The following is a 22,997-nucleotide window of genomic DNA, read 5'->3' as shown; positions in this document are numbered from 1 at the left end:
CCTGTCTCGGAGCAAGAGTAACGCATGTTACTTCACCAGTAACATGCGCTCTAGTGATTCTCTGGCTTTATCAGCAACAGCCGGTGGGACATAAATCTGCGGTTTCATCGTTTCCAGGCACTTAACCAGCTTCTTCAGGTTGTTGACCTTCATGTTTGGACATACCAGGAACTTGGTTGCAAAATGGAACTGTTTATCGGGACTATCGAGCCGAAGTTGATATCCTGTGCCATCCTCCGTGCCGACAATGAATTCCTTAGTGGAAGATTTCTTGCAATAATCCAGAATCGCTGTTGTGCTGCCTACAAAGTCCCCCATTTCTACAACCTCAGGGCGACATTCCGGGTGCACCACAAACTCCGCATTCGGATATTTGGCCTTCATCTCAACAACATCTTTTACCGTGAGCATATCGTGTGTATTGCAATAACCTTCCCAGATGATCATCTTTTTGTCCGTGTGCTGCTGCACATAATGTCCCAGGTTTTTGTCCGGTACCCAGATAATTTCTTCGGAATCCACAGACTGGATTACACGAACAGCATTCGCTGATGTACAGCAAATATCTGTTTCTGCTTTGATCTCAGCCGAGGAATTAATGTAGGTGACTACCTTGGCGTTCGGATGTTGTGCCTTCAGCTTACGTAATCCATCCACGTTCACCATATCTGCCATTGGACAGCCCGCACGTTCATCAGGAATCAGAACCGTTTTGCCCGGAGCTAGAATTTTAGCGCTTTCACCCATAAAATGAACTCCACAGAATACGATAACATCCGCATCTGTTTGTGCTGCCTTCTGGGCCAGCAGGAAAGAATCTCCACGGAAATCTGCGACTTCCTGTACTTCATCACGTTGATAATAATGAGCAAGAATAATGGCATTACGTTCCTTCTTGAGTACCATCAGCCGCTCACGCAGCTCACGATTCATCTCAGCCTTGCGCTCTAAAGCCAGAGCTTCCACCTGTGATCCTCTCCTTATCGGGACAGCGTCAAGCGCTGTTTCATGGGCTAACCTATGTCGTAATGTTCGCTGGTGAAACGAATCACAAGCGGTTTAACAACTAATGTACACAACGTTCACGACTCTGTCAATAAATGAAAAAAGGCAGGATACCCTGCCTTATCCCCCCTATGCTATCCGGTTCGCCATCTAGCTCTTGATTATCTGTTTCTTCTACACTTGAATAAATACTACAAAAAAAGAGAGCCGCAAGGGCTCTCTTTCTTTCCGATAACATGACCGGGCATCTGACATATTAAGATGTTGGCTTCGTGCCGCCATCATTAGGATCATTGTTCCCTTTATCCAAGTCAGGAGCCTCGTTTGGAATATCTCCAGCCGGTGGCTCAGATGTTTCATCTTTGCCCTGAATGCGAACGCGAACATCGCCGATGTTATCAACGATTGGCTCGCCGCCTTCATTTGGCGTACCTTCTCCTGAGTTATCGCCTTCTGCTTTTGGTGTCAATGAACCTGTTTCGATCAATTGCTTGATCTGATCCATTTCCAATGTTTCTACTTCAAGCAATGTTTCGGCGATCAGATGCATTTCTTTCGTATGTTTGATCAACAATGCTTTACACTTTTCATAACATTCGTTAATAAAGCGTTGCATCTCTTGGTCAATCTCATATGCGATGGAATCCGAGTAATTCTGTTCATGACCGATATCCCGTCCAAGGAACACCTGTCCTTGTGAACTTCCGAATTGCATTGGACCCAGTTTCTCACTCATACCGTATTCCATAACCATGCTGCGCACGATACCTGTCGCTTGCTGGAAGTCACTATATGCACCGGTACCGATCTCACCGATAAATAATTCTTCCGCCACGCGACCCCCGAGAAGTCCTGTTACTTTATCCAGCAACTCCTGTTTGGTAACGAGCATGCGGTCTTCTTTTGGCAACATGATTACATATCCACCCGCACGTCCGCGCGGAATGATGGTCACTTTATGTACCATATCAGCATGTTCCAGGAAGTATCCTACGATGGTATGGCCTGCTTCGTGATAAGCAACAATGCGTTTCTCCCGATCACTGATGACACGGCTTTTCTTCTCTGTACCAACGATGACTCGGTCAATCGCCTCATCCACTTCACGCATAGAAATATCTTTTCTGTTACGGCGCGCCGCAAGCAATGCCGCTTCATTCAGCAAGTTCTCCAAGTCTGCACCCGAGAAACCTGTTGTACGCTTCGCAATAATGTCCAGTCTCACATCTTTCGTGAGTGGTTTATTACGGGAGTGTACTTTCAGTACAGCTTCACGGCCCTTAACATCTGGACGATCCACTGTGATTTGACGGTCAAAACGTCCTGGACGCAACAACGCAGGGTCTAGAATGTCTGCGCGGTTCGTTGCGGCAACGATGATAATACCTTCGTTTGCACCGAATCCGTCCATTTCAACGAGCAATTGGTTAAGGGTCTGTTCACGTTCATCGTGACCGCCGCCCAGACCAGCACCACGCTGACGTCCTACTGCATCAATCTCGTCAATAAAGATAATACAAGGCGCGTTTTTCTTTGCATTTTCGAACAAGTCACGTACACGTGATGCACCGACACCGACAAACATTTCAACGAAGTCGGAACCGGAAATGCTAAAGAATGGTACACCTGCTTCACCAGCTACAGCACGAGCAAGCAATGTCTTACCTGTACCTGGAGGTCCTACGAGCAATACGCCCTTCGGAATACGTGCCCCAACGGCTGCGAACTTCCGAGGGTCCTTGAGGAAGTCTACGACTTCAACAAGCTCTTGTTTCTCCTCGTCTGCCCCCGCCACATCTTCAAATGTAACGCGCTTCTTCTCTTCATTGTAGAGGCGAGCACGGCTTTTACCAAAGTTCATTACCTTACCGCCGCCACCTTGAGCCTGATTAAACAGGAAGAAGAACAGCAGGAACATAATGATCAAAGGAATAAAGGAAGTCAGCAACGTCAACCAGATGCTGTCACCTTTCATTGGTTCCTGATGATATTCAAATTTGTTAGCTTCACTTGCAGCTACAAGTTCGTTAATTGCCTCATCCGTAGGAGGAATATACGTTGAGAAATTTTCTGATTTGGCCCCATCAGGTGCTTGTTTGTATCGGCCGGTCACGAGATATGTCTGACCGTTGAATTGAACAGTCACTTCGGCGATATTGTTGGCTTTAACCTCAGCACGAAACTGATCATATCTAGGGTTTTCTATAACATCGTTTCCATCTGTGATAAATCTAACTAAACCCACCACAACTAAAAAAAGAATCAAATAAAAACCAGAATTCCGGATGAACCGATTCATCCCCTACCTCCTCTCGAGACACTTTAATTATTTTAACATAGCCCGACATGGCTTCTCAATAGAAGCCAAGAACAGCTTAAGGCTTGGGCCTTACAAGATATTAGCTTGTGTAGATTTCTGGTTTCAGAATCCCGATATAAGGAAGATTCCGGTATTGCTCGGCATAATCCAAACCGTATCCCACGATGAATGCATCAGGGATATCAAAGCCAGTGTAATGAGCTTCAAGTTCCACTTTGCGGCCGGATGGTTTATCGAACAGTGTTACCACGCGGACAGTTTCAGCACCGCGGTTTTCCAACAGTTCGATCAAATAGCTGAGGGTCAGTCCACTGTCGATAATATCTTCGACAATCAGAACTTCACGTCCTTCAACCGATACATCCAGGTCCTTGATGATTTTGACAACACCGGATGATTTGGTCGACGCACCATAACTGGATACGGCCATAAAATCCATCTCAACCGGTACCGTTATGTTTTTAACCAAATCAGCCATAAATATAAACGCACCTTTGAGCACGCAAATGACCAAAGGGTTCCGGTTAGCATAATCGGCACTAAGTGTTGCGCCTAATTCCTTAACCTTACTCTGAATTTCTTCTTCACTGATCAATACTTCCTGAATGTCGTTCTGCAACTGTGCGAACCTCCTAAGTTATACTATGAAAGCCTTACCTGAACCATAACCACTACCCCTGAATCGCTGAATCGCCTACAGTCATGTACAGGATTGCGGAAGTGCTCTCCCTGACAGGAGCCATATCGGACCGGCGAACGCCCGGTAACCAGATGACATTGCCTGCTCCATCGCACACCACAGGAATGCGGGGTCTGACAGATGGGGGAATTTTCTCGTCGATGAAAATATTTTTCACCTTTTTGCTTCCGTTTAATCCCATTACCTTCATGGTATCTCCAGGTAACCGTGAACGTACAATCAACGGCATCTGAAGCCCATCCGCATCAAATGCGGCTTGATCAGCCGATTCAGGTACATGATAGTTTTCGGGACTCATCGGCGTCAACCGAATATATCGGTCAATCTCGGTGAGTGAAAGCTCATAAGTTCCGCTCCATTGTGCAAGACGATACTCGTAAGATTGACCCTGTGCACTTGTCCGTTTGCCAAAAGTGATCAGATCATACTCTCGGGCACATACAAGTGTCTGTCCTATATCCAGGCTCCAGGTCGTCACCTCGGTCTCCATGACCTTGCGCCGAATAGTTTCAATACGGGTAAAGTCGACAAAATCACTGTCCAAAGGCAGATAATTCAATATTAGTTTAATCAACCTTCGTTGTAAAGCGACATGTAACTTCAAGAAGGAAGGCACCTCAAAGGTCTGCCTTCCGCCGTTCACCTGCACTAGACACCTGTATGTGTCATGAGTACTCTGCTCCATGAAATCGTCTTCGTCACCCACAATTTCGGCAAGTCGATTCAGTGACGGCGTGAGTTGTCCATTATATTGCCCCAAAAAAGGAAGCACATCCAGACGAATCGCATTACGCCGATATTTTCGTTGATCATTGCTCTCATCACGAAAATAAGTAAAACCCTGTGTATTACAAGCTTCTACAAGGTCCGTCTTGTTTATACGAAGGCATGGACGGATAAGTTCCACATTTTTTTCACGACGTTTGAACTTCATGCCTGCCAGTCCCGATATCCCACTGCCTCGTAGCAAATGAAGCATAACCGTCTCGGCCTGATCATCAGCATGATGTGCCAAAGCAATGCTGGCTGCACCATACTTATCAGCCACTTCATGTAAAAAGGCATAACGCCGATTACGCGCTGCCTCCTGTGGACCTTGACCTGTTTGTTTCATATAGGAAGGTATGTCAGCTTTGACCCACTCAAATGCAAGGTCAAGCCGACGTGCCAAGTCCATCATCTGGCGGGCTTCTTCATCCGACTCAGCTCGAAACCCATGATGTACGTGGGCACAGATTAATTCAAGCGGCATACGTTGCTTGCTAATCTCATGCATGATATGCAAAAAAGCTACCGAATCCGGCCCGCCCGATACAGCGACGACAATCCGGTCCCCGGGAACCCATAACTGATGCTCTTCCGCTGCATCCAGTACGTTATTCACCAGTGTCTCCCAGCGTAAAGCTTCCATAACTGTTCCTCATTCCTTGCGTTATGTATATGCATGCCCGAATCAAAAACGCAGTGCATAAATAAGTACACCGATAAGTAAAATTACCGATAGGGCAAATGCGTTTTTCAACCATCGCGGTGTGCTGCTTCTGGAACGCCGGCGCATCTGTGTAGGACGTGCCATTAATTCCTTCCAAGATTTTGCAGCATGATCTGCATTGGGGAATTGTCCCTGGAGAGCATCAATGATCCATCTACGAAAAGGAGCCAGCCGTTCGCTGTTTTCCACCAACATCACGAGTTGATTCACACTCCGCAATTGCGGGAGGCCGTCTGCAGCCAAAGATTTCAGCGCGTCCGCTTCCAAAATGTGAATCATCAAAAGCGCATAGGCAAACACATCATATGTAGCATCTGCAGTTCGGCTGCCAGCATTCCAAAATCCACGGTCATACCATTCCGTGAACTGTTTAACACTTCGCCCAATGGACGTTACCCCACCGTAATCAATCAGCTCGACATGCCCGTAATCGGACACGAGTACATTTTGAGGTTTGAGATCACCAAATACCCAGCCTGCCTGATGTAATTGAGCGAGCCGCTGCAACAATCTTAATCCAACCAGCAGTGTCCAGTCCGTTCCCTGACGCCGAATGAAGTGATGAAGAGCCTCACCTTTAACGTAGCGCATCACATAAAAAGGAATATCCCGTCCACGAACGGCATAATCGTCCACATCTTTAAGATAGGAAGGAATGCCGCTCTGCCGAAGGGCTTCATGATTACGCTGTAATTGAAATGATTTGAGTACATTGATCTCCGATTGCAGATCAACCGGGTCAAATCCCATTTTGAGCGCATAATGCTTGCCATTCTCTCCACGCTGGACGAGGAAAACAACCCCATTGGCACCTCTGCCCAGCAACTTTCGAATCGTATACCGACTTCGGTTCCATTTCCCCGTAATGACGGTTCCCGGCGGGAAAGAGGCATCAGACAACGTTGTCACCGAGCATCCCTTCTCTTTCAATGCGATAGTTCCCTTCTATTTCCTGCTGTTCCTCCAGTGTACCATAACGGTAAAAATCAATCACCTTCTGAATTGCAGGGCCTGTCGGCGTTGCACCTTTTGTCTGCAACCGTCCGAACAAGGAACGAACACGCCCGGGATCATCGGTCCAGTCGATGTCCATAACCGCATCCTCTCCGCTGTGGCGTCCTGGAAAATGAAATACAGCTAAACGACTTTTGCCTACTCGTGCCTGCAGGCTTAACATCAAATCCCTAATCCCCTCTTCTACTGCTGCCAGTTTCGGTTTCATACTAGCACTGACGTCAATCAGAAGCGTGACTTGCAGGGCGGCATTTTCCGTCAGATTGTCAATCACTTCTACAACCTGCGAGCGCTGGGATGGTTCCAGATCCGTTACTGTCTTGGTTCCATTCTCTCCCAAAATTTGTGTTAACTCTCTATTAACCGCCTGTTGAATGGTCTGAACCACCGTTTTTCTCGTCATCATCTGCATCGTATGCGCAAGCTGTCTTGTTCCTACAATCTGACTAATGCCTCCGCCAGCTCTCGCAATATCCTCAATCTCCCGACTACCCAGCTCGCCAATCGTGCCATAATCAATTACACCTGCAACGTTAACTGTAATACCCTCTTCGCGTGCCTCCGCCGCTGCCAGTACCGGGCTTACCCCCACATTGGAACAACCGTCGGTGATTAACAAAATTTGTTTCATCCGATATCCCTCCGTTTTTCGTACTCTCCAACTCTATGACTAGCATTGCCAGATTGGAGAGAGTTCAAACGGATTTGAGTTGATTTAACTTACAGTGCGAGGGCGCTCCATACGATTAATACCAGGCACACGCAAGGTAGCCCACTCTGGGCGATAATGTTCAACTTTGCCGACCACAACTGTCATATCATCTAAAATCTCTTGTTGCTGATAGCGAATAACACTCTCAAGCAAGCAATCTGCGAGTTCCTGCGGATCATCCGTATGAATCTCCTGAATAAGTCGTTTCATCCATAACTCTTTATTGACCGCGTATCCTGGAGCATCATAGATGCCATCTGTCATCATGATCAAGATATCACCCGGCTGTAGCTGAAGTGTGACCAGATCCACCTCGATATCTTTAATAATACCTATCGGCAAATTGCTCGCTGAAACTTGAATAACCTCCTGTCCACGTTTAATAAAGCTTGGGGTCGAACCGATTTTCATAAACGTTGTCTCTGCCGTATACTCATCGATCAGTGCCATATCTACTGTGGCATACATCTCCTCCGGAGAACGAAGCATCAGTACAGAATTAACAGATTTAATTGCTAATTTCTCATCCATGCCCGATTGAAGCAGTTGCTCCAAAATATTTAATGCAGCACTGCTTTCCATGCGAGCCCGTTCCCCATTGCCCATCCCGTCACTAAGTGCCACCGCAAAAGTACCATTACCGAGTTCCACGGTGCTAAAGCTGTCTCCCGACATCACATCGCCTCCTTTGGCGGCGGCAGCTACACCCGTTGTGATCTCGAATGTCTTCGCTGAACCAAAGGTTACGGTAGCCAGTCCCTGACGGGGATCAGTCATGGTCTCATGTAACACAGCAATATGCTCGTCCAGCACGTTAGAGATCAGCGGAGCGATCATTTTACGGCATTCATCGAAACCTCTTGTATACGCATGTACGATCTCGATCTCCACATTGCCTGCTTCCAGATTAATAATCTCTATAGAATGAATGGATAGTCCCAGTGACTCCAGCGCATCCCGAATTTGTTCTTCCTGCTGTACCATTTCCTCACTTTCACGTTGAATTTCTTTGGCCAAGTCTTCCATCACCTGGGATACTCCGGACAATTGCTCGGCAACCAGCTGACGACTGTCAATAATCTGGCGTTTCCATTGCATATTATGCTGATGCAGACCATATTGGGCACGCATCACTTCAAGTACCTCCTCCGGCTTGGCACACACCCGGTTCCATTCCGTCGGAATTTGCTTCCCTGACATCTCCGGGTTTGCCTCAATAGAGCTCATCACATCGGTCATATAGCTATACGTTTGAATAAACTTTGCATCCCAGCATTGCGCACGCTTGAAGCATCCTGCACAAGTTCCCTCAGCAACGGCGTTCATGAAGTGATCCATCCCGCCTTCTTTGTGTACCGGCTCCCCCGTACCGGACATCTGATCGAAGCTGCGTGACAACTGACGGAATACCTGTGAGAAACGTGTTACTCGCTCGGCCGTAATATCCCGAATACGCTTCGCATATTCATGCTGGGATTTGGTATGGTCCTGTGTGCCTGGTACGTATTTGGAGATGGCTGCAAACATGCTTTTTGGTGTTAACATAAACAGCACGATAGCTGCGCACGTTTCCCACAAGGAATTCATCACGTCACTCGGACCGCCCAAATATATCGATAGAATAGACGAACCGAGCAACATTCCTAGGGCAACCCCCATACGCCTCCCCTCACGAAGCATACCCGCTAACATCCCGGCAAAAGCAAGCAGACTCATCTGATACACAGCAGACATATCGGCGAGGCTCAGAATTAACCCTGTAATCACTCCAACCGATGCACCGAGGGGAGCTCCGCCCACCAGCGCAAAGACGAGAATAAGATACCGGGAAAGCATATGTTCCACCGAAAGAGACTGAATGGTCCATCCCACTGCGCCAGTCATCACGGAAGCCAGCAGAATGATCAGGCACAGGATCTCCTCGTTCTTTAGGCTGAACTTTTTTTTGCGATACGTAAAAATCGGAATGGCCTGAATGAAGACAAGGGTTAATACGAAACTTAGCACGGAATCCATGGTGAGCATCATCATCGCATACCAACTGAATGAAGGCCCAATCACAACAGCGAATAGCTTCACCATAAAAGTTGTCGTAAACACCATTGTAGGTGCATAAGATAGTTCAGAACGATCATAAGACTCCAGCCCTCGGAACAGCAGATAGAAGATGGCGATCTCAGATGCCACAATTAGTGAAACCGGAAATGGGGCAAACAGGCTTCCCGCGATCAGCGCTGCACCAACTGGAATGATGTAATCCCTGCGCATAAAAGCAATGACAGCAAAGTATGCAATGGCAAAAGGAGATAATTCATTCAGGATCATCGCCTTTCCCAGTAAGAATCCCATAAAAGTAAGGAGCAACACCCACTTGCGAGATACCACAGCCTGGACAGCCTTGCGGGAACCCAGCCATTGTTTCAGACGTACCGACAGCTCTTCCCGGGCTGCAGCACCTCCCTTGCCTGTTTTCATCCCCGGAAATTGAATGACATTCCACTTCTCCATCATGCTCAAGGCACCCCATTCGATTAATTTGATTTCGTGTTTCATTCTCGATGGTTCTGATTATAGATAGAATAGTGGACGTAGTTTGTCAGAATAGCTGGACGAGCTTGAAAAAGTTTACGACAAAAGAAACCGCTTCGGCGCGATGGTGTAAACCCTCGGCCTTATTGTGCTTTCCAGCTTTTTTGAGCAGCCCGTTGAACGCTGGCTTGTCTGATTTTGAACGAGAAGTTATAGGGTGTCGCCATGATCTGAGCAGAATAACTGGGGAATGCCATGGAAACCTGTCGGTTAAAAATAAGAGACGACAAATGTTCTTATTCTCCTCTGTACAATGAAAATCATGAAGAAATTATGTCGCGCCCTAACTGAAATCAAATCCACTCTTCTCCGATGTTCATCAAAATACGAAATGGTCATCAGCTTATAAAAAGAAGCACAAAAAAACCGTTAGCCATAGGGCTAACGGTTTTACTTATATATTCAAATCAGGTTGAAACAGATTACACACGCTTAGCGCCGCGGCCACCACGTTTGCCTTCTGTATTCTTCTTGAGCGAAGAGATCCGTTCCTCGCTATCTTTCAGGAAGCGTGACATTTTATCCTCAAATGAAGGTTTGCCTGCTGCGGGCTTGAAAGAACGGCCTCCGCGGTCACGGTTAAATCCACCGCCACCACCACGACCTTGGCCACCACTTGGGCCGCCGCCGCTGAATCGTTCGCGATCTCCTCCACTGCGTTCCGGTCTAGGAGCTCTTGGGGGTCTGGATTGAGTTTGTTGCTCTACCGGTTTGTCAACAGCCTGTTTGATGGAAAGTCCGATCTTGCCGTCTTTGTCAACGTTGATAACCTTTACTGTGACTTGGTCATTCAGCTTCAGGTGGTCGTTGACATCTTTGACGTAATTGTCGGCGATTTCCGAGATGTGAACGAGACCCGTGACACCTCCTGACAGATCCACAAATGCTCCAAAATGCGTGATTCCTGTCACCTTGCCCTCTAACTTGGTGCCCACTTCAATTGCCATAGAATAAAATGATCCTCCCTTAAAAATATACAACCCGATTTTTTGAATGCCAAAATCATGCTGCGCTACTTGTAATTATACCTTATGCCATAAACCAAGGTCAACTGAGCACTAACCTATTGTAGAGCCTATTTTTTCCGGTTTACGCGCATAAGACTCATGGGAAACAAACCTTTCTCAGCAAAAGTCTGGATTCCACTAGTTCCCTGACCCTTCGACCTGAATTGGTGTTTCTTCAGGGAGGTAGTACCCTTTTTTTCGTGCCAGCTGTCCTATGTATTCAGGGTCCTTCAACCGACTGACCTCATACTTCAGCTGCTCAAGCTGTTTCTGCGTATCCTGCTGCGAAGTTTGCTGTGTGGCCAAGTAAGCACTCTTGTCCGAAATTTGCGCATTCTGTACCAGGAAAGTATATCCTGCCCAGATCGCAAAAACAGCTACAAATGTTAGCCACAGCATCAGGCGCCTTCGTGCACCAGCAGATTTCCCCTGATTAGCTGGACTTTTCTTACTGCCCACAGGTGTTCTACTCATTCCCCGGACGACCTCCTTGAAACCAGCGTTTCCATATCGCTGCAATTCTTGTACCCGCTTGGATCATCCACCCAGGCGTTACCCAATATCTTAGGAGCGGCCTAAACATCCAACGGAACAACTTGCCGAAAGGGATTAAACATTGTAACACCAGCTTGCCCAGGAATAGCAGAATCGCGATGACGAAGCCAAATAATACGCGAAACAATCTGTATATTCCCTTCGCTGGCAAAACAATCAGGATGTTAAGGATATGTCCACACCACTGGATGAGTGTTCTCGCGAGTTTAATTAACATTACCACAAAACGCTGGGTTGTAACACTTAAAAGCCAAAAATAGAAGCAAACTCCGATAATCAGCCCCAAAAAGACATAAAACCGCAACTGTCCGTGGTTTCCGGCATACAGCATCCGGAAAACGAACAGTGCGGAAGCGACCCAATACAACAGGTCTAACGTATGGATGCTCCACCTCGGAAATCGCAGCTGCCCTGACAGTACCCGGTAACTGTCATAAGCTACACCCATCACAACTCCCGATAACATCATCCAGGTCAGTGTAATCCACTGCGCATCCAGAATCATCGGAACATCTTGCCAAACAGGCCTTTACTATTTTTAGACTGGGAACCGGGATCAAGATACTGAAGCGAACTGACCGTACCCTCAATGGATAAGAGACCTTCCTCCAAGCTCAGGTTTTTGATATGTAAATTGTGCCCCCGGATCGTCAGATGCCCAAGTTCGGTCTGAAGCAAGAACTCCTCACTGTCAAAGCTCTCCACATTCGAAACCCCTGTCAGATCCAGCAGTTTGCGATTTTGCATGTTTAGATAGTGTTGTTTAGCTTTTCCGTGCTCAACCATGGCATGTACCCCTCCTTCTTTAGTACCTAGCTTATGGATGAGCAACCGAGATTAGAACTACCTTCTGACTGATCATTATTATTATTGCATCTGGAACGTAAACATAAAAAAGTACCCTCCCGGTAACGGGGGGCACTTTATTCAAATGATATAAACAAAATCAAACAATTCTATGGAAGTCCTGTTACCAGTCCATTCCGTTATCCTTGGCGATCGGCTCTTCCTTAACCAAGGTATAGAGGCTGCTCGCCTCATCCTTCTTGGTACTCTCAGCAAGACGCTCCACCTTCACGGTGACAAGCTTCTGACCGAACTGAACCGTCAGCTCATCGCCTACTTTTACAGCAGCGCTGGGCTTAGCTTCCCGTCCATTCACCAGCACACGTCCCTGCTCAGAAACGTCTTTGGCTACAGTGCGGCGTTTGATCAGCCGAGATACCTTAAGGAATTTATCAAGACGCATTACTTTACAGCTTCTTTAAGTTTGTTACCTGCTTTGAATGCAGGAACAGTGGACTCAGGAATCACAATCTCATTCCCTGTTTGCGGGTTGCGCCCCGTACGACCGGAACGTTTGCGGGTCTCAAAAGTGCCAAAGCCGATCAATTGTACTTTGTCTCCGCTGGCAAGCGCATCCGTAATTTCTCCTAAAAAGCCGTTCAATACGGACTCGACATCTTTCTTTGTCAAACCGCTTTTGTTTGAAATGTTGTTAATCAGGTCTGTTTTGTTCATGTTAAAAGCCTCCCAAATTAAAAAAAAAGTATCTGCGAGCCTTGGTTGTTTTTAGGATAACCAAGTCGATTCTCGCACGGTTACTACACATGTATTCTGGCTTTCATGCTAAATTCCTGCCTTGACCAACGACTTTTTTTAGCTTTTGCCGTTGCAGCAGAGAATCATCTAAGTCCAGTACCCGAAATGATGTCGCTTCAAACACCAGACTCGATATAATGTTGAACACACGTTCGTATCATCATATCACACTGCCTAGTCTGATGGAATAAGATATTTGGGTATTTTTACAATTGGCACAAATCAGAGCCCGGCTTTCTTCGCCTGTTGCCAGAATTGCTCCATCTCTTCTACCGTACTGTCCGCAGGTGTCTTCCCCTGCTCACGCAACCGATCCTCGATGTATTGGAATCTCGCGACAAACTTGCGGTTTGTAGCAGCAAGAGCTTCCTCCGGATCTGTGTCAATAAAACGTGCTACATTCGCCGTGGCAAATAAAACGTCGCCAAGTTCCAACTTGCGTGCTTCCGCATCATGTCCTTGCTGTACCGCTTCTCTCAGTTCAGCCAGTTCTTCTTCAATTTTGGCAAATACACCCTCCACATTATCCCAATCAAAACCAACCTTGGCTGCTTTCTTCTGAAGCTTATATCCCTTCATAAGTGCAGGTAGATCACGCGGGATACCATCCAGTACGGAACTTTGTTGTACATCCTGGCCTTTACGTTTTTTCTCCTCTGCTTTCATCTGTTCCCAGTTCTGCAAGGCTTCATTCGCGTCTTCCGCTTGATTATCGCCAAATACGTGCGGATGGCGGAAAATCAACTTGTCATTCAGTCCTTCTATAACGTCATATACGTTGAATGTGCCAACCTCTTCCTCCATCTGAGAATGCAGCATAATTTGCAACAGCAGATCACCCAGTTCTTCTTTCATGTGATCCGGGTCATCCTCATCGATGGTTTCAATCACTTCGTATGTCTCTTCAATCAGGTTTTTACGAATCGATTGGTGTGTTTGCTCCTGATCCCATGGACAGCCACCCGGACTACGGAGAATATTTACGATCTCGTGCAATCGTGCGAAAGAACGGCGGCGTAGTGCATCATCTGTATTTTTGGGCACATAGATCAGCGACAGGTTGCCATAACCAGGAGTGCGATCCAACTCATGCAGTGGTACCTTATGGATGACTTCCTGCTCTTGTACGCCAAGTGCATGGCCCACAAACACCGGATAATCATCCGGGTATATCTCCATTAGACATAACTTCACATCAGATGCAGTAAAACCGTCATAGACTTGTCCAATCAACGTATGTAGCTGAGGTTGGATCAGTTCGGGACTCAGACTGCTGGCATCGAGCAGTTGAAAGCCTTCAATAGGATCGAAACCAAGCCGGATAAAGGCTTCATCCAGGAAACTCTCGCCGCCCATAATACGTAATGAGATGCCCTGCTGCGGGCAGCGTTCTTTCAAAAGCCGAACACTGGCTTCGGCTACCATTGGATGGCCTGGTACGGCATAGACAATCTCAGCACCTGCATCCCCGTTCCGAGCAGCCTCAATCAATCGGTCGGCAATCTCATCATACACTTCCGGGAAGGCGGATTTGGACTCATAGACGGTATCAAATGACGTCATCTCTAGCCCTTCCTGCTGTAAATCATTCAACACTGGATGATCCAGTGTGCGTACATACAACGTAGCTGCATGTTTCATTTTTTTAATAATACCTAGCGTCAGTTGGTCTGCATCTCCCGATCCTAGACCTACCACTGTTAAAGCTGCACTCATTGCGCTTAAACCTCCATCCGAACCATCCTGTCCTTTGCAGGCTACTTATCGCCCATATGGTATATCAATAAATGCCCATAAGCTTCTCTCTTCTCAAATGAACAGGATGGCGCTCAATAATTAAACGTATTATACCAGAATCTGTCGATATCCTATAATTTCAACTGCAATGACATCTGCGTGTTTCTTGCTGTTCGTATTCTGTGGCGCTCCATTCACTCATGCGGGCGATAGAAAGCACTGCGGAATTGCTCTCAGGCAGAGCGATAACATAAGAGGTGTAGCATGTAACTATACACCATAGTAGCTATGATTTGGCTAGCGCAGTACGCGCAGTCTGCTTAGCAACTTCGCCAGACGCGGCCCCAGCTTCGGCAAGGCCGCCAGCTCTGTGGCGGTCAGCAGTCCTGTCCGGGCCGCGGCCAGCACGAACACGGCTCCGCCTGCGGCTATGCCCAGCAGGCTCACGCCCATCGCAGCCAGCCGATGCGTGGCTGCGATGCCCAAGCCGCCGAACATCGCTCCGGCGGCCCAGGCCATGCCCAGTGCCGCCAGGCTCATGGCGGCGATGACTAGCGCCGGCTTCGCCAGAACGGCGCCAGGGGCAGAGCGCATGGCGGTGAGCCGCGCCAGCAGCGCCACATTCAGGCCAGCCGCCAGCATATAGGCGACTGCGCCTGCAAGGGCCGCGCCGCTGATGCCCAGCGCTGGCACGAGCATGACGTTCAGCAGCACCTTGACGCCTGCGGCGGCCAGCATGCTGAACGCAGGAGCGCGCACGGCGCCGAGGCCTTGCAGCAGCGCCGCCGCGATGATGCTGACGGTGCTGCCTGCAGCCGTCAGCGCCATATACCGCAATGCTTCGGTGCCTGCGGCATCCCCGTACAGCATGCGGTTAATCGGGTCTGCCAGAACCGCAAGTCCAGCGGAGGCTGCCAGACCGATCAGCCAGAACCAGCGAAGCGCTATGCCCGCTTGCTGCCTGACGGCTTCTGGCCCGCCCTTCAGGCGCGCTTCGGCCATCGCCGGAATAAACAGCACCGAAAGTGACGTGGCAAGCATCGTCACCAGCTGCACCAGCGGCAATCCGCGGTTGTATATGCCGAAGGACACCATTGTTTGCAAGTCATCCAGCCCTTCACCGCGTAGCAGACGTGGAACGGTAAAGGTGTCCACCAGATTCATCAGAGGCACTGCCATTGAGCCAAGGCAAACCGGAATGGCATAAATAAGCAAAATACGTATCCATTCGGTATTTGAGCGTTCTCGGAAAGCATTGGCGGACGGCCCGGTCTCACTAATACTCCTCCGCTGCTCCGATTCCGCATACAATGCTTGTCCCTTGATCATCTTGCTCTTCCGCTCTTTCCGCCGATGTCTATACACGAATCCCAACATGACGATGAGCCCCGCACACCCTCCTGCTACCGAGCCTAACATTGCCCCTGAAGCAACCGTTTCAATCGAAGCATCCTGACGAATAAGCCACAGTAACACCACAATCATGACCGTGACCCGCACCGTCTGTTCAACTACCTGAGACACAGCGGTAGGCACCACCTGCTGCATTCCCTGAAAGTATCCACGTAAACCTGTCATTAGTGGAACACATAACAAGGCTAAAGATGCTGCACGAATGGAAGGAATCACATGCTGATTCCCAATCAGAACTGCGATCCACGGTGCACTTCCATACATCAACACTGCGGTAATCATGCCTAATCCGCCGAGCAACATCGAAGATAGTCGTATAATTCTTCGGCTCTCGTCTGGTCTGCCGAGGGCATTCTGTTCGGCTACGAATTTGGATACAGCCAAGGGCAACCCAGCCGCAGCCAGCGTAATAATAAGCATATATAATGGATAGATCGTATTGTAGATACCAAAGACACCGTCTCCCCCTAGATTTTGAAGAGGAATCTTTTGAAAAGCACCAATGATTTTGGAGATAATGGCAGCAAGCCCAAGGATAAACGCACCTTGTAGTAGCCTAGTGCCTGAAGATGGCTGTTTCATCGATTTCCTGGTTCCTTCCATGTGTATTCTGGCATTCAAACAAAGCATACAGCTCCCTAGCTATTATACCTGCCAGAAGGCACTCAATACGAACATCCTCTGATCATCAACTTGTGATCAGATCAAAGCCTCTAGCCTCCACCCCATCTATGTAAGGTGAAATATTTTTTTAAGAAGACAGAAAAAAACTGAAAAAGCGAAGCTAAAAGCTTTCTGAAAGGAAAGCTACATCGGAAGCATAGACTTCGCCTTTATCAACGGATTTTCGCTTTGGAGAAGGGAATCCATAAAATCTGGGGATAACCGCTACTCTCCAGTTTATTCTGTCATCGGAGTACTTGTGTAAATACCTGTAGTTCAACTTATATGTAAAAAGCAAAAACTCCCGTATGCCCGGTTCAGGCTCACAGGAGTCCATCTGCTTTCTATTGTTCCATTTGTTTGCCAAGGAATCCCGCAGCAGTCTCAGCCATCTTGGTTTCCATCTGAGACATCTTCACGGAGTCATCCTTGTTGAACAGGATAACGGTTCCAATGGGATCACCACCGGAGATAATTGGCGCAATAACAAAAGAGGATAACGTCTCGTCATGATCTTTGCTAAGCTCATAAGTGCCGCCTGTTGCTTCCATGATCGTTTTGCGATTCTCCATGCAGCTTTCGACAATGCTGCCTACCTGTTTATCCAAATATTCCTTCTTGGAGCCGCCTGCCACCGTGATAATCGTATCCCGGTCAGAAATCATCGTAACGTGACCTGTACTCTCATACAGCGATTCTGCATATTCTTTGGCAAAATCACCAAGTTCGCCAATCGGTGAATATTTTTTAAGAATAACTTCTCCATCCCGATCCACAAAAATCTCAAGTGGATCTCCCTCACGGATACGTAACGTACGACGGATTTCTTTTGGAATGACCACACGACCCAGGTCATCTATACGGCGGACAATACCAGTAGCTTTCATTTACATGTTGCCCCACTTTCTCGAGAAGATTTTTCAACTACTGTTCCTTAATGGGTAGAGGAAAGTCCCAGAACGTTTAGTGTGATTTCTTGACCATAGTATTCATCTGTTCCCATATCCTTATACATGCTTTACAGAATATCGTAATTAACTTTTTATAAAAAAAAAAATTCAATCTCCGCTCGTTCTACACTCCATGTAAACAAAAAACAAAGCAGGAGAATGAACCGTCGGTTCTCTCCATGCTTTGTTATAGGTTGTCCATATTACGGTGAGTATAACCCTCTCAGCAAGCTGCTTAAGCTTCTCTGGAATGCATGTTAGGATCACTGTAAATGAAATTATTTACTGCTTGTACCTTCTTCGGTTTTTGCATCTTTGTCCGTTCCTGTTGTACCTTGATCTGTTTTCGTATCTGTACCTTTGGAATCCGTTTTGGATTCATCTGTTTTCGTACCTTCGGTACCTGTTCCTGTCGTACCTCCTGTTGTACCTTCTTCTTTCTTCTCGGTCTTAGGAAGTTTCACTTCTTTAACGATTTTATCTAGCTCTTTTTGCATAAACGTATCGATTTCCGCAGCAGCCAGCTGACTTTTCAGTGTGTCTTTCTGCTCCGCTGTCAATTTGGAGAAATCTGCCTCTGTGCGAGCTTCCACTTTCATAACGTGGTAACCGTACTCTGTTTCAACCGGATCACTGATTTTATTCAATGGCAGTGTTTTCGCAGCTTCTTTGAAAGCCTCTACCCATGTTGCAACAGGTGTATCTTTATACAATCCACCATCCGCTACAGAGGCACTGTCATCCGAATATTTTTTCACGATTTCCGCAAAATCAGTTCCGCCTTCAAGTTTAGCTTTTACTTCTTTCGCTAATTTCAATGCATCTTCTTTCTTACGTTCTTTCTGCGTTTTTGAATCCGTAAATCCGATCAGCACGTGACGTACAGATGCCGTTGTGAACTGATCTTTGTTTTTCTCAAACTCTGCCTTGATCGCATCTTCGGTTACGCCTGTTTCTTTATCTTTGATTACCGTCATGATCCGGGTCATGTAATCTTTAATATTCTGGTCTGTCAAATTCTGAGCCTTCAACATTTCTGTCCATTGCTCTTCCTTTACAGAAGCCTTCATTTTGTCGAATTGTTCGGATGCCGTTTTGGCTCCGGCCGTTTTGGCTTCTTCACTCGCTTTGCCACTCAAATATTCATAAGCAATCTCTTGCTTCACCAAGTATTCCTTAAAATCATCCATATCCATCATTTGTGCATACTCTGGATAGAGGAATTTCATAACACGTTGTTCCATGTCGAATTCATTCGCTGTAATTGTGCCACCATCATACGTAGCTACAACAGCACTCTTATCTGTTGATTCCGGTGCTTTTGCTTCTTCCTTCTTGCCACATGCAGCAAGCAAGGACAGGGACAGTACTGCTACCATACCTACGGATAGCACTTTTCCCACTTTTTTATACTTTGCTAACATCTTTTAGTTCCCCCTTTGATTTAAAAGCAGTCTTCATGGACTCCAGAAACTTTTCTACCAGCTCCATCAGTTGCTTATCCCCAAGACCCTTGCCTTTGACATGAATCAGCATATGGGGTCCTTGTTCAAATTGTACACGTCTTTCGAACTGATTTCCAATGTGTGCGATTTTTGACAACTCAAAGGCGTGTTCACGTCCTTCATAGAACTTGACTGTGAGATCATCCCCACGCTGTGTGATGGACTCAATACCATAGATTTTGCCGTACACTTTAAGGCGGGCCACCGCCATCAAATTGATTACAGCCTCCGGCAAATCACCGAATCGGTCAACCAATTCGTCTTCAAGTTCCATCGCATCGTCGAAGGAAGCAATAACTGCGACCTTTTTATAGATCTCAATCTTCTGAATACTGTCATAAATATAATCCGATGGCAAGTAGGCATCAATACTGAGGTCAAGCGTTGTATTCCACTGGTCGGAAGGAAGCGGCTCTTCACCAAGCATGGTGACTTTGCGTTTGTTAATCTCTTCTGCCAGCATTTGTGAGTACAGATCGAACCCGACGGAAGCGATAAAGCCATGTTGCTCTGCTCCGAGCAGGTTACCAGCTCCACGGATGGACAAGTCTCGCATTGCAATTTTGAACCCTGATCCAAGCTCTGTGAATTCCTTGATCGATTGTAGACGCTTTTCGGCAACTTCAGTGAGCACTTTATCCCGTTGGTATGTGAAATACGCGTAGGCAATCCGATTAGACCGTCCTACCCGTCCACGCAACTGATACAGTTGGGAGAGTCCCATTTTGTCTGCATCATGCACAATGAGTGTATTTACATTCGGAATGTCCACACCTGTTTCAATGATACTTGTGCTCACCAGTACATCATACTCTCCGTCCAGGAAGTCGAGAATCGTCTTCTCCAGCTCGGTTTCTGTCATCTGGCCATGCCCTACGCCCACTTTGGCTTCTGGCACCAGATCCGAGATTTCGGCTGCCATCTCCTGAATGCCTTGTACTCGGTTGTAGAGATAATATACCTGACCACCACGCGCCAACTCACGCTCAATCGCTTCACGAACAAGAGCCTGACTATGCTCTACCACGTAGGTCTGAACGGGGAAACGGTTCTCTGGCGGTGTCTCAATCACGGACAAGTCACGTACACCCAACATGGACATGTGTAAAGTACGCGGAATCGGTGTTGCCGTGAGGGTTAACACGTCCACATTTGTTTTGAGCTTCTTCAGCTTCTCCTTGTGTGTTACACCAAAGCGTTGCTCCTCATCGACAATAAGCAATCCCAAATCTTTAAATACCAGATCCTGCGACAACAAGCGATGCGTACCGATTACAATATCAACTGTACCCGCTTTGATTCCCTTGGCTGTTTCATTTTGTTCCTTGCGGGAACGGAATCGGCTAAGGACATGAATGTTAAACGGATAACCGGAGAAGCGCTCACGGAACGTTTCATAATGCTGCTGGGCCAAAATCGTTGTTGGAACAAGCACCGCTACCTGTTTGCCCTCGATTGCCGCTTTGAATGCAGCCCGAATCGCAACTTCAGTTTTCCCGTAACCAACGTCTCCACACAATAAACGATCCATCGGACGGTTTTGTTCCATATCCTTTTTGATTTCTTCAATTGCGCGCATCTGATCACGTGTCTCATCGTAAGGGAACATGTCTTCGAATTCCTGCTGTTCTGCGGAATCCTTGTCGAACCCATAGCCTTTGGACGTTTGACGCTCTGCGTATAGTTTGATCAGATCATCGGCTATATCCTGAACGGAGGAACGAACTTTATTTTTAACCCGTGTCCACTCGTTACCGCCCAGCTTGTATATTTTCGGCTCCTTCTCTTCGGAACCCACATACTTCTGAATAAGATCAATCTGTTCGATCGGAACAGACAATTTGTCGCCGCCTGCATACAGAATGTGCATGTAGTCTTTGTGAATACCGGCAACTTCAAGCGTACCAATCCCGAGGTATTTACCAATCCCGTGATTTTGATGAACGACATAATCGCCCACTTTGAGTTCGCTATAAGATTTAATGCGCTCCGCATTATCAATGTTGCGAATAGGCTTGCGGGCTTTACGCTGTTTCTGCGAGAACATCTCACCTTCTGTGATGACCGCTAGGTGAATGGATGGCATCTCGAAACCAGTTTGCAAGTTGCCATTCAACATCTCCGGCTCAGGGATGTCATAATCCTGCAATACTCGGCGCATCCGATCCATCCGTTCCTCACCATTAGCCAGCATTAATACATGAACCCCGGCCTTCTGCCAGCGTTCCATCTCCGCCTTCAGCACGTTCATCTGTCCGTGGAAATCTTGCATGCCCCGGCTAATAAAATTCAATATGTTCTGTGGCTGTGTATGCGGAACCTGGCGTAAAAAGATCGACATAAAGATGGTCTGGAATGGGCGCTCATAAAGCAAATCATCCCCATCTGCCGATAACGGAAGATCTGGAAGCGTTTTTCCATTTTGCATCAGATGCAAATTCCACTCTGATTCGTCCCTGTCTAGTTGTTTCGAGGTCTCCGATAATCTCGCCGGCTCATCCATCACCAGGATCGTATCTTCTGGCATATAATCATAAATCGTTTTATTTTCAGGATAAAGCGGGGAAATGTATTTGTACATTTCCGAAAAATAGACATGTTGGCGCAGCAGCTCAATCTCCCGGTGCATCTCTTCCCGCAACCGCAGCTTGGCCTGACGATCTGCCATTTTCTCCAGCTGCTGCTCCAGTAGAATTGCTGCCGTGTCGGCTGCTTTCTCCATTCGTTCCCGATCAGCGATTAATTCTTTACATGGCAAAATCGTAATTTCCTCTATCCGTTCAATGGAACGCTGATCCGCAGGGTCAAATGTGCGAATGGAATCGATTTCGTCGTCAAATAACTCCACCCGATATGCAATCGATGAAGTTACTGGATAGAAGTCGATAATGCCTCCGCGTACACTCATCTCTCCGCGAGATTCAACCCGCTCTACACGCTCATAGCCAAGCATGACCATCTCCAGCAGGAACGAATCCAGTTGAAGCGTGCTGCCTTGCTTAATTTGGATATGAGCATCAGCCATGACTTCCGGCAGTGGTACATAACGCCTTACCCCGGAAAAGGGAATGACAACAATGCCCCTGAATCCCTGGGCGCAACGAACCAGTACTTCTATACGCTGAGCGAGTGTCTCTGGACTAGATACCGCCGCCTCAGCAGCCACAAGTTCGTTTGCAGGATAGATCAACACTTGATCCATTGAAAGCGCTTCCTGTAAGTCTTCCGCTATTTTTTGTGCAGCAAACATATTATGTGTCACGACGAGCAGTGGTCGATCCATCTCTTGGTGCAGCGAAGCCAGCATAATCTGACGAGCCGAACCGGACAGTCCCGAAACCAATTGCTCCTTCATGCCGGAATTCACCCCGGCTGTAATGGACGCAAAGTCCGGATCTTTAGAAAAAGCCTGTATGAGTGCTTGTAACAAAAGGGGCACCTCTCTTATAACTTTCTTGATTATAGATTATTGCACACATTGTGCAGCATCTTCGGTCGTTGGAAATTTTAAAAACTGGATACTTATTCCTTTTTGTCCTGTTTCATCATAAAGGATTACTCCAAACATTTCCACATCTGTTCCTACAGGACCAATCTAAATTCAATTACAGGGCTTGAATAAACCTATAATTCTGTCCCAACTGAAAAGAAGCCTCAGCAGGCTGCCAAGGCTATAAAAAGGCGAACCGCTGTAACCGCGGTCATCCTCTCTGTCATTTTTCAACATTCAACA

Annotated in this window: 18 protein-coding genes; all 18 read right to left on the bottom strand. The window is 47.2% G+C overall.

Annotated elements, in window-relative coordinates; translation table 11 throughout:
• Positions 1–27: 27 nt before the first annotated feature.
• Positions 28–966 carry a quinolinate synthase NadA gene (gene nadA / locus M3629_RS27135; protein WP_251511956.1) on the bottom strand — a complete coding sequence of 313 codons (939 nt, stop codon included), beginning with the start codon at positions 964–966 and terminating at the stop codon, positions 28–30.
• A 295-nt stretch (positions 967–1,261) separates the two neighbouring features.
• The gene (ftsH, locus tag M3629_RS27130) at positions 1,262–3,304 is read right to left on the bottom strand and encodes an ATP-dependent zinc metalloprotease FtsH (RefSeq protein WP_251511954.1); all 2,043 of its coding nucleotides are present in this window, start codon (positions 3,302–3,304) and stop codon (positions 1,262–1,264) included.
• Between the two features lie 100 nt (positions 3,305–3,404).
• Positions 3,405–3,944, bottom strand: a complete 540-nt coding sequence (gene hpt / locus M3629_RS27125; protein ID WP_090924626.1) for a hypoxanthine phosphoribosyltransferase — start codon at positions 3,942–3,944, stop codon at positions 3,405–3,407.
• A gap of 52 nt (positions 3,945–3,996) precedes the next feature.
• Positions 3,997–5,436 carry a tRNA lysidine(34) synthetase TilS gene (tilS, locus tag M3629_RS27120; RefSeq protein WP_251511952.1) on the bottom strand — a complete coding sequence of 480 codons (1,440 nt, stop codon included), beginning with the start codon at positions 5,434–5,436 and terminating at the stop codon, positions 3,997–3,999.
• A gap of 42 nt (positions 5,437–5,478) precedes the next feature.
• Complete coding sequence (locus M3629_RS27115) at positions 5,479–6,426, bottom strand: protein kinase domain-containing protein (RefSeq protein WP_251511950.1); 948 nt, start codon at positions 6,424–6,426, stop codon at positions 5,479–5,481.
• Positions 6,410–7,162, bottom strand: a complete 753-nt coding sequence (locus M3629_RS27110; RefSeq protein WP_251511948.1) for a VWA domain-containing protein — start codon at positions 7,160–7,162, stop codon at positions 6,410–6,412. Before M3629_RS27110 ends, M3629_RS27115 begins: the two co-directional genes overlap by 17 nt.
• Before the next feature lie 84 nt (positions 7,163–7,246).
• Positions 7,247–9,754, bottom strand: a complete 2,508-nt coding sequence (gene spoIIE, locus M3629_RS27105; RefSeq protein WP_251511946.1) for a stage II sporulation protein E — start codon at positions 9,752–9,754, stop codon at positions 7,247–7,249.
• Positions 9,755–10,254: 500 nt separating this feature from the next.
• Positions 10,255–10,779 carry a S1 domain-containing RNA-binding protein gene (locus M3629_RS27100; RefSeq protein ID WP_056697430.1) on the bottom strand — a complete coding sequence of 175 codons (525 nt, stop codon included), beginning with the start codon at positions 10,777–10,779 and terminating at the stop codon, positions 10,255–10,257.
• Positions 10,780–10,977: 198 nt separating this feature from the next.
• Positions 10,978–11,313, bottom strand: coding sequence for a septum formation initiator family protein (locus tag M3629_RS27095; RefSeq protein ID WP_251511944.1), 336 nt, complete (start codon positions 11,311–11,313; stop codon positions 10,978–10,980).
• A complete protein-coding gene (gene yabQ, locus M3629_RS27090) occupies positions 11,306–11,899 on the bottom strand; it encodes a spore cortex biosynthesis protein YabQ (protein ID WP_251511942.1) in 594 nt (197 codons plus the stop codon). Before yabQ ends, M3629_RS27095 begins: the two co-directional genes overlap by 8 nt.
• A complete protein-coding gene (yabP, locus tag M3629_RS27085) occupies positions 11,896–12,180 on the bottom strand; it encodes a sporulation protein YabP (RefSeq protein WP_123067054.1) in 285 nt (94 codons plus the stop codon). Before yabP ends, yabQ begins: the two co-directional genes overlap by 4 nt.
• Before the next feature lie 184 nt (positions 12,181–12,364).
• Positions 12,365–12,643 carry an RNA-binding S4 domain-containing protein gene (locus M3629_RS27080; protein ID WP_090924618.1) on the bottom strand — a complete coding sequence of 93 codons (279 nt, stop codon included), beginning with the start codon at positions 12,641–12,643 and terminating at the stop codon, positions 12,365–12,367.
• Positions 12,643–12,915, bottom strand: a complete 273-nt coding sequence (locus M3629_RS27075) for an HU family DNA-binding protein (protein WP_090924617.1) — start codon at positions 12,913–12,915, stop codon at positions 12,643–12,645. The genes M3629_RS27080 and M3629_RS27075 overlap by 1 nt, the downstream gene beginning before the upstream one ends.
• Before the next feature lie 303 nt (positions 12,916–13,218).
• Positions 13,219–14,712, bottom strand: a complete 1,494-nt coding sequence (gene mazG, locus M3629_RS27070) for a nucleoside triphosphate pyrophosphohydrolase (protein WP_251511941.1) — start codon at positions 14,710–14,712, stop codon at positions 13,219–13,221.
• A gap of 318 nt (positions 14,713–15,030) precedes the next feature.
• A complete protein-coding gene (locus M3629_RS27065) occupies positions 15,031–16,728 on the bottom strand; it encodes a putative polysaccharide biosynthesis protein (protein WP_251511939.1) in 1,698 nt (565 codons plus the stop codon).
• 425 nt (positions 16,729–17,153) lie between these two features.
• Complete coding sequence (gene spoVT, locus M3629_RS27060) at positions 17,154–17,696, bottom strand: stage V sporulation protein T (RefSeq protein ID WP_251511938.1); 543 nt, start codon at positions 17,694–17,696, stop codon at positions 17,154–17,156.
• A 341-nt stretch (positions 17,697–18,037) separates the two neighbouring features.
• Positions 18,038–19,183 (bottom strand): peptidylprolyl isomerase, encoded by a 1,146-nt coding sequence (locus M3629_RS27055; RefSeq protein ID WP_251511936.1) that lies wholly within the window; start codon positions 19,181–19,183, stop codon positions 18,038–18,040.
• Positions 19,167–22,694, bottom strand: a complete 3,528-nt coding sequence (gene mfd, locus M3629_RS27050) for a transcription-repair coupling factor (RefSeq protein ID WP_251511934.1) — start codon at positions 22,692–22,694, stop codon at positions 19,167–19,169. Before mfd ends, M3629_RS27055 begins: the two co-directional genes overlap by 17 nt.
• Between the last annotated feature and the right edge of the window lie 303 nt (positions 22,695–22,997).

Source organism: Paenibacillus polysaccharolyticus (genome assembly GCF_023714295.1).
Classification (GTDB): domain Bacteria; phylum Bacillota; class Bacilli; order Paenibacillales; family Paenibacillaceae; genus Paenibacillus; species Paenibacillus polysaccharolyticus_A.
The sequence above is the reverse complement of the archived record's forward strand: the minus strand, read 5'-3'. Positions and strand labels throughout refer to the sequence as shown.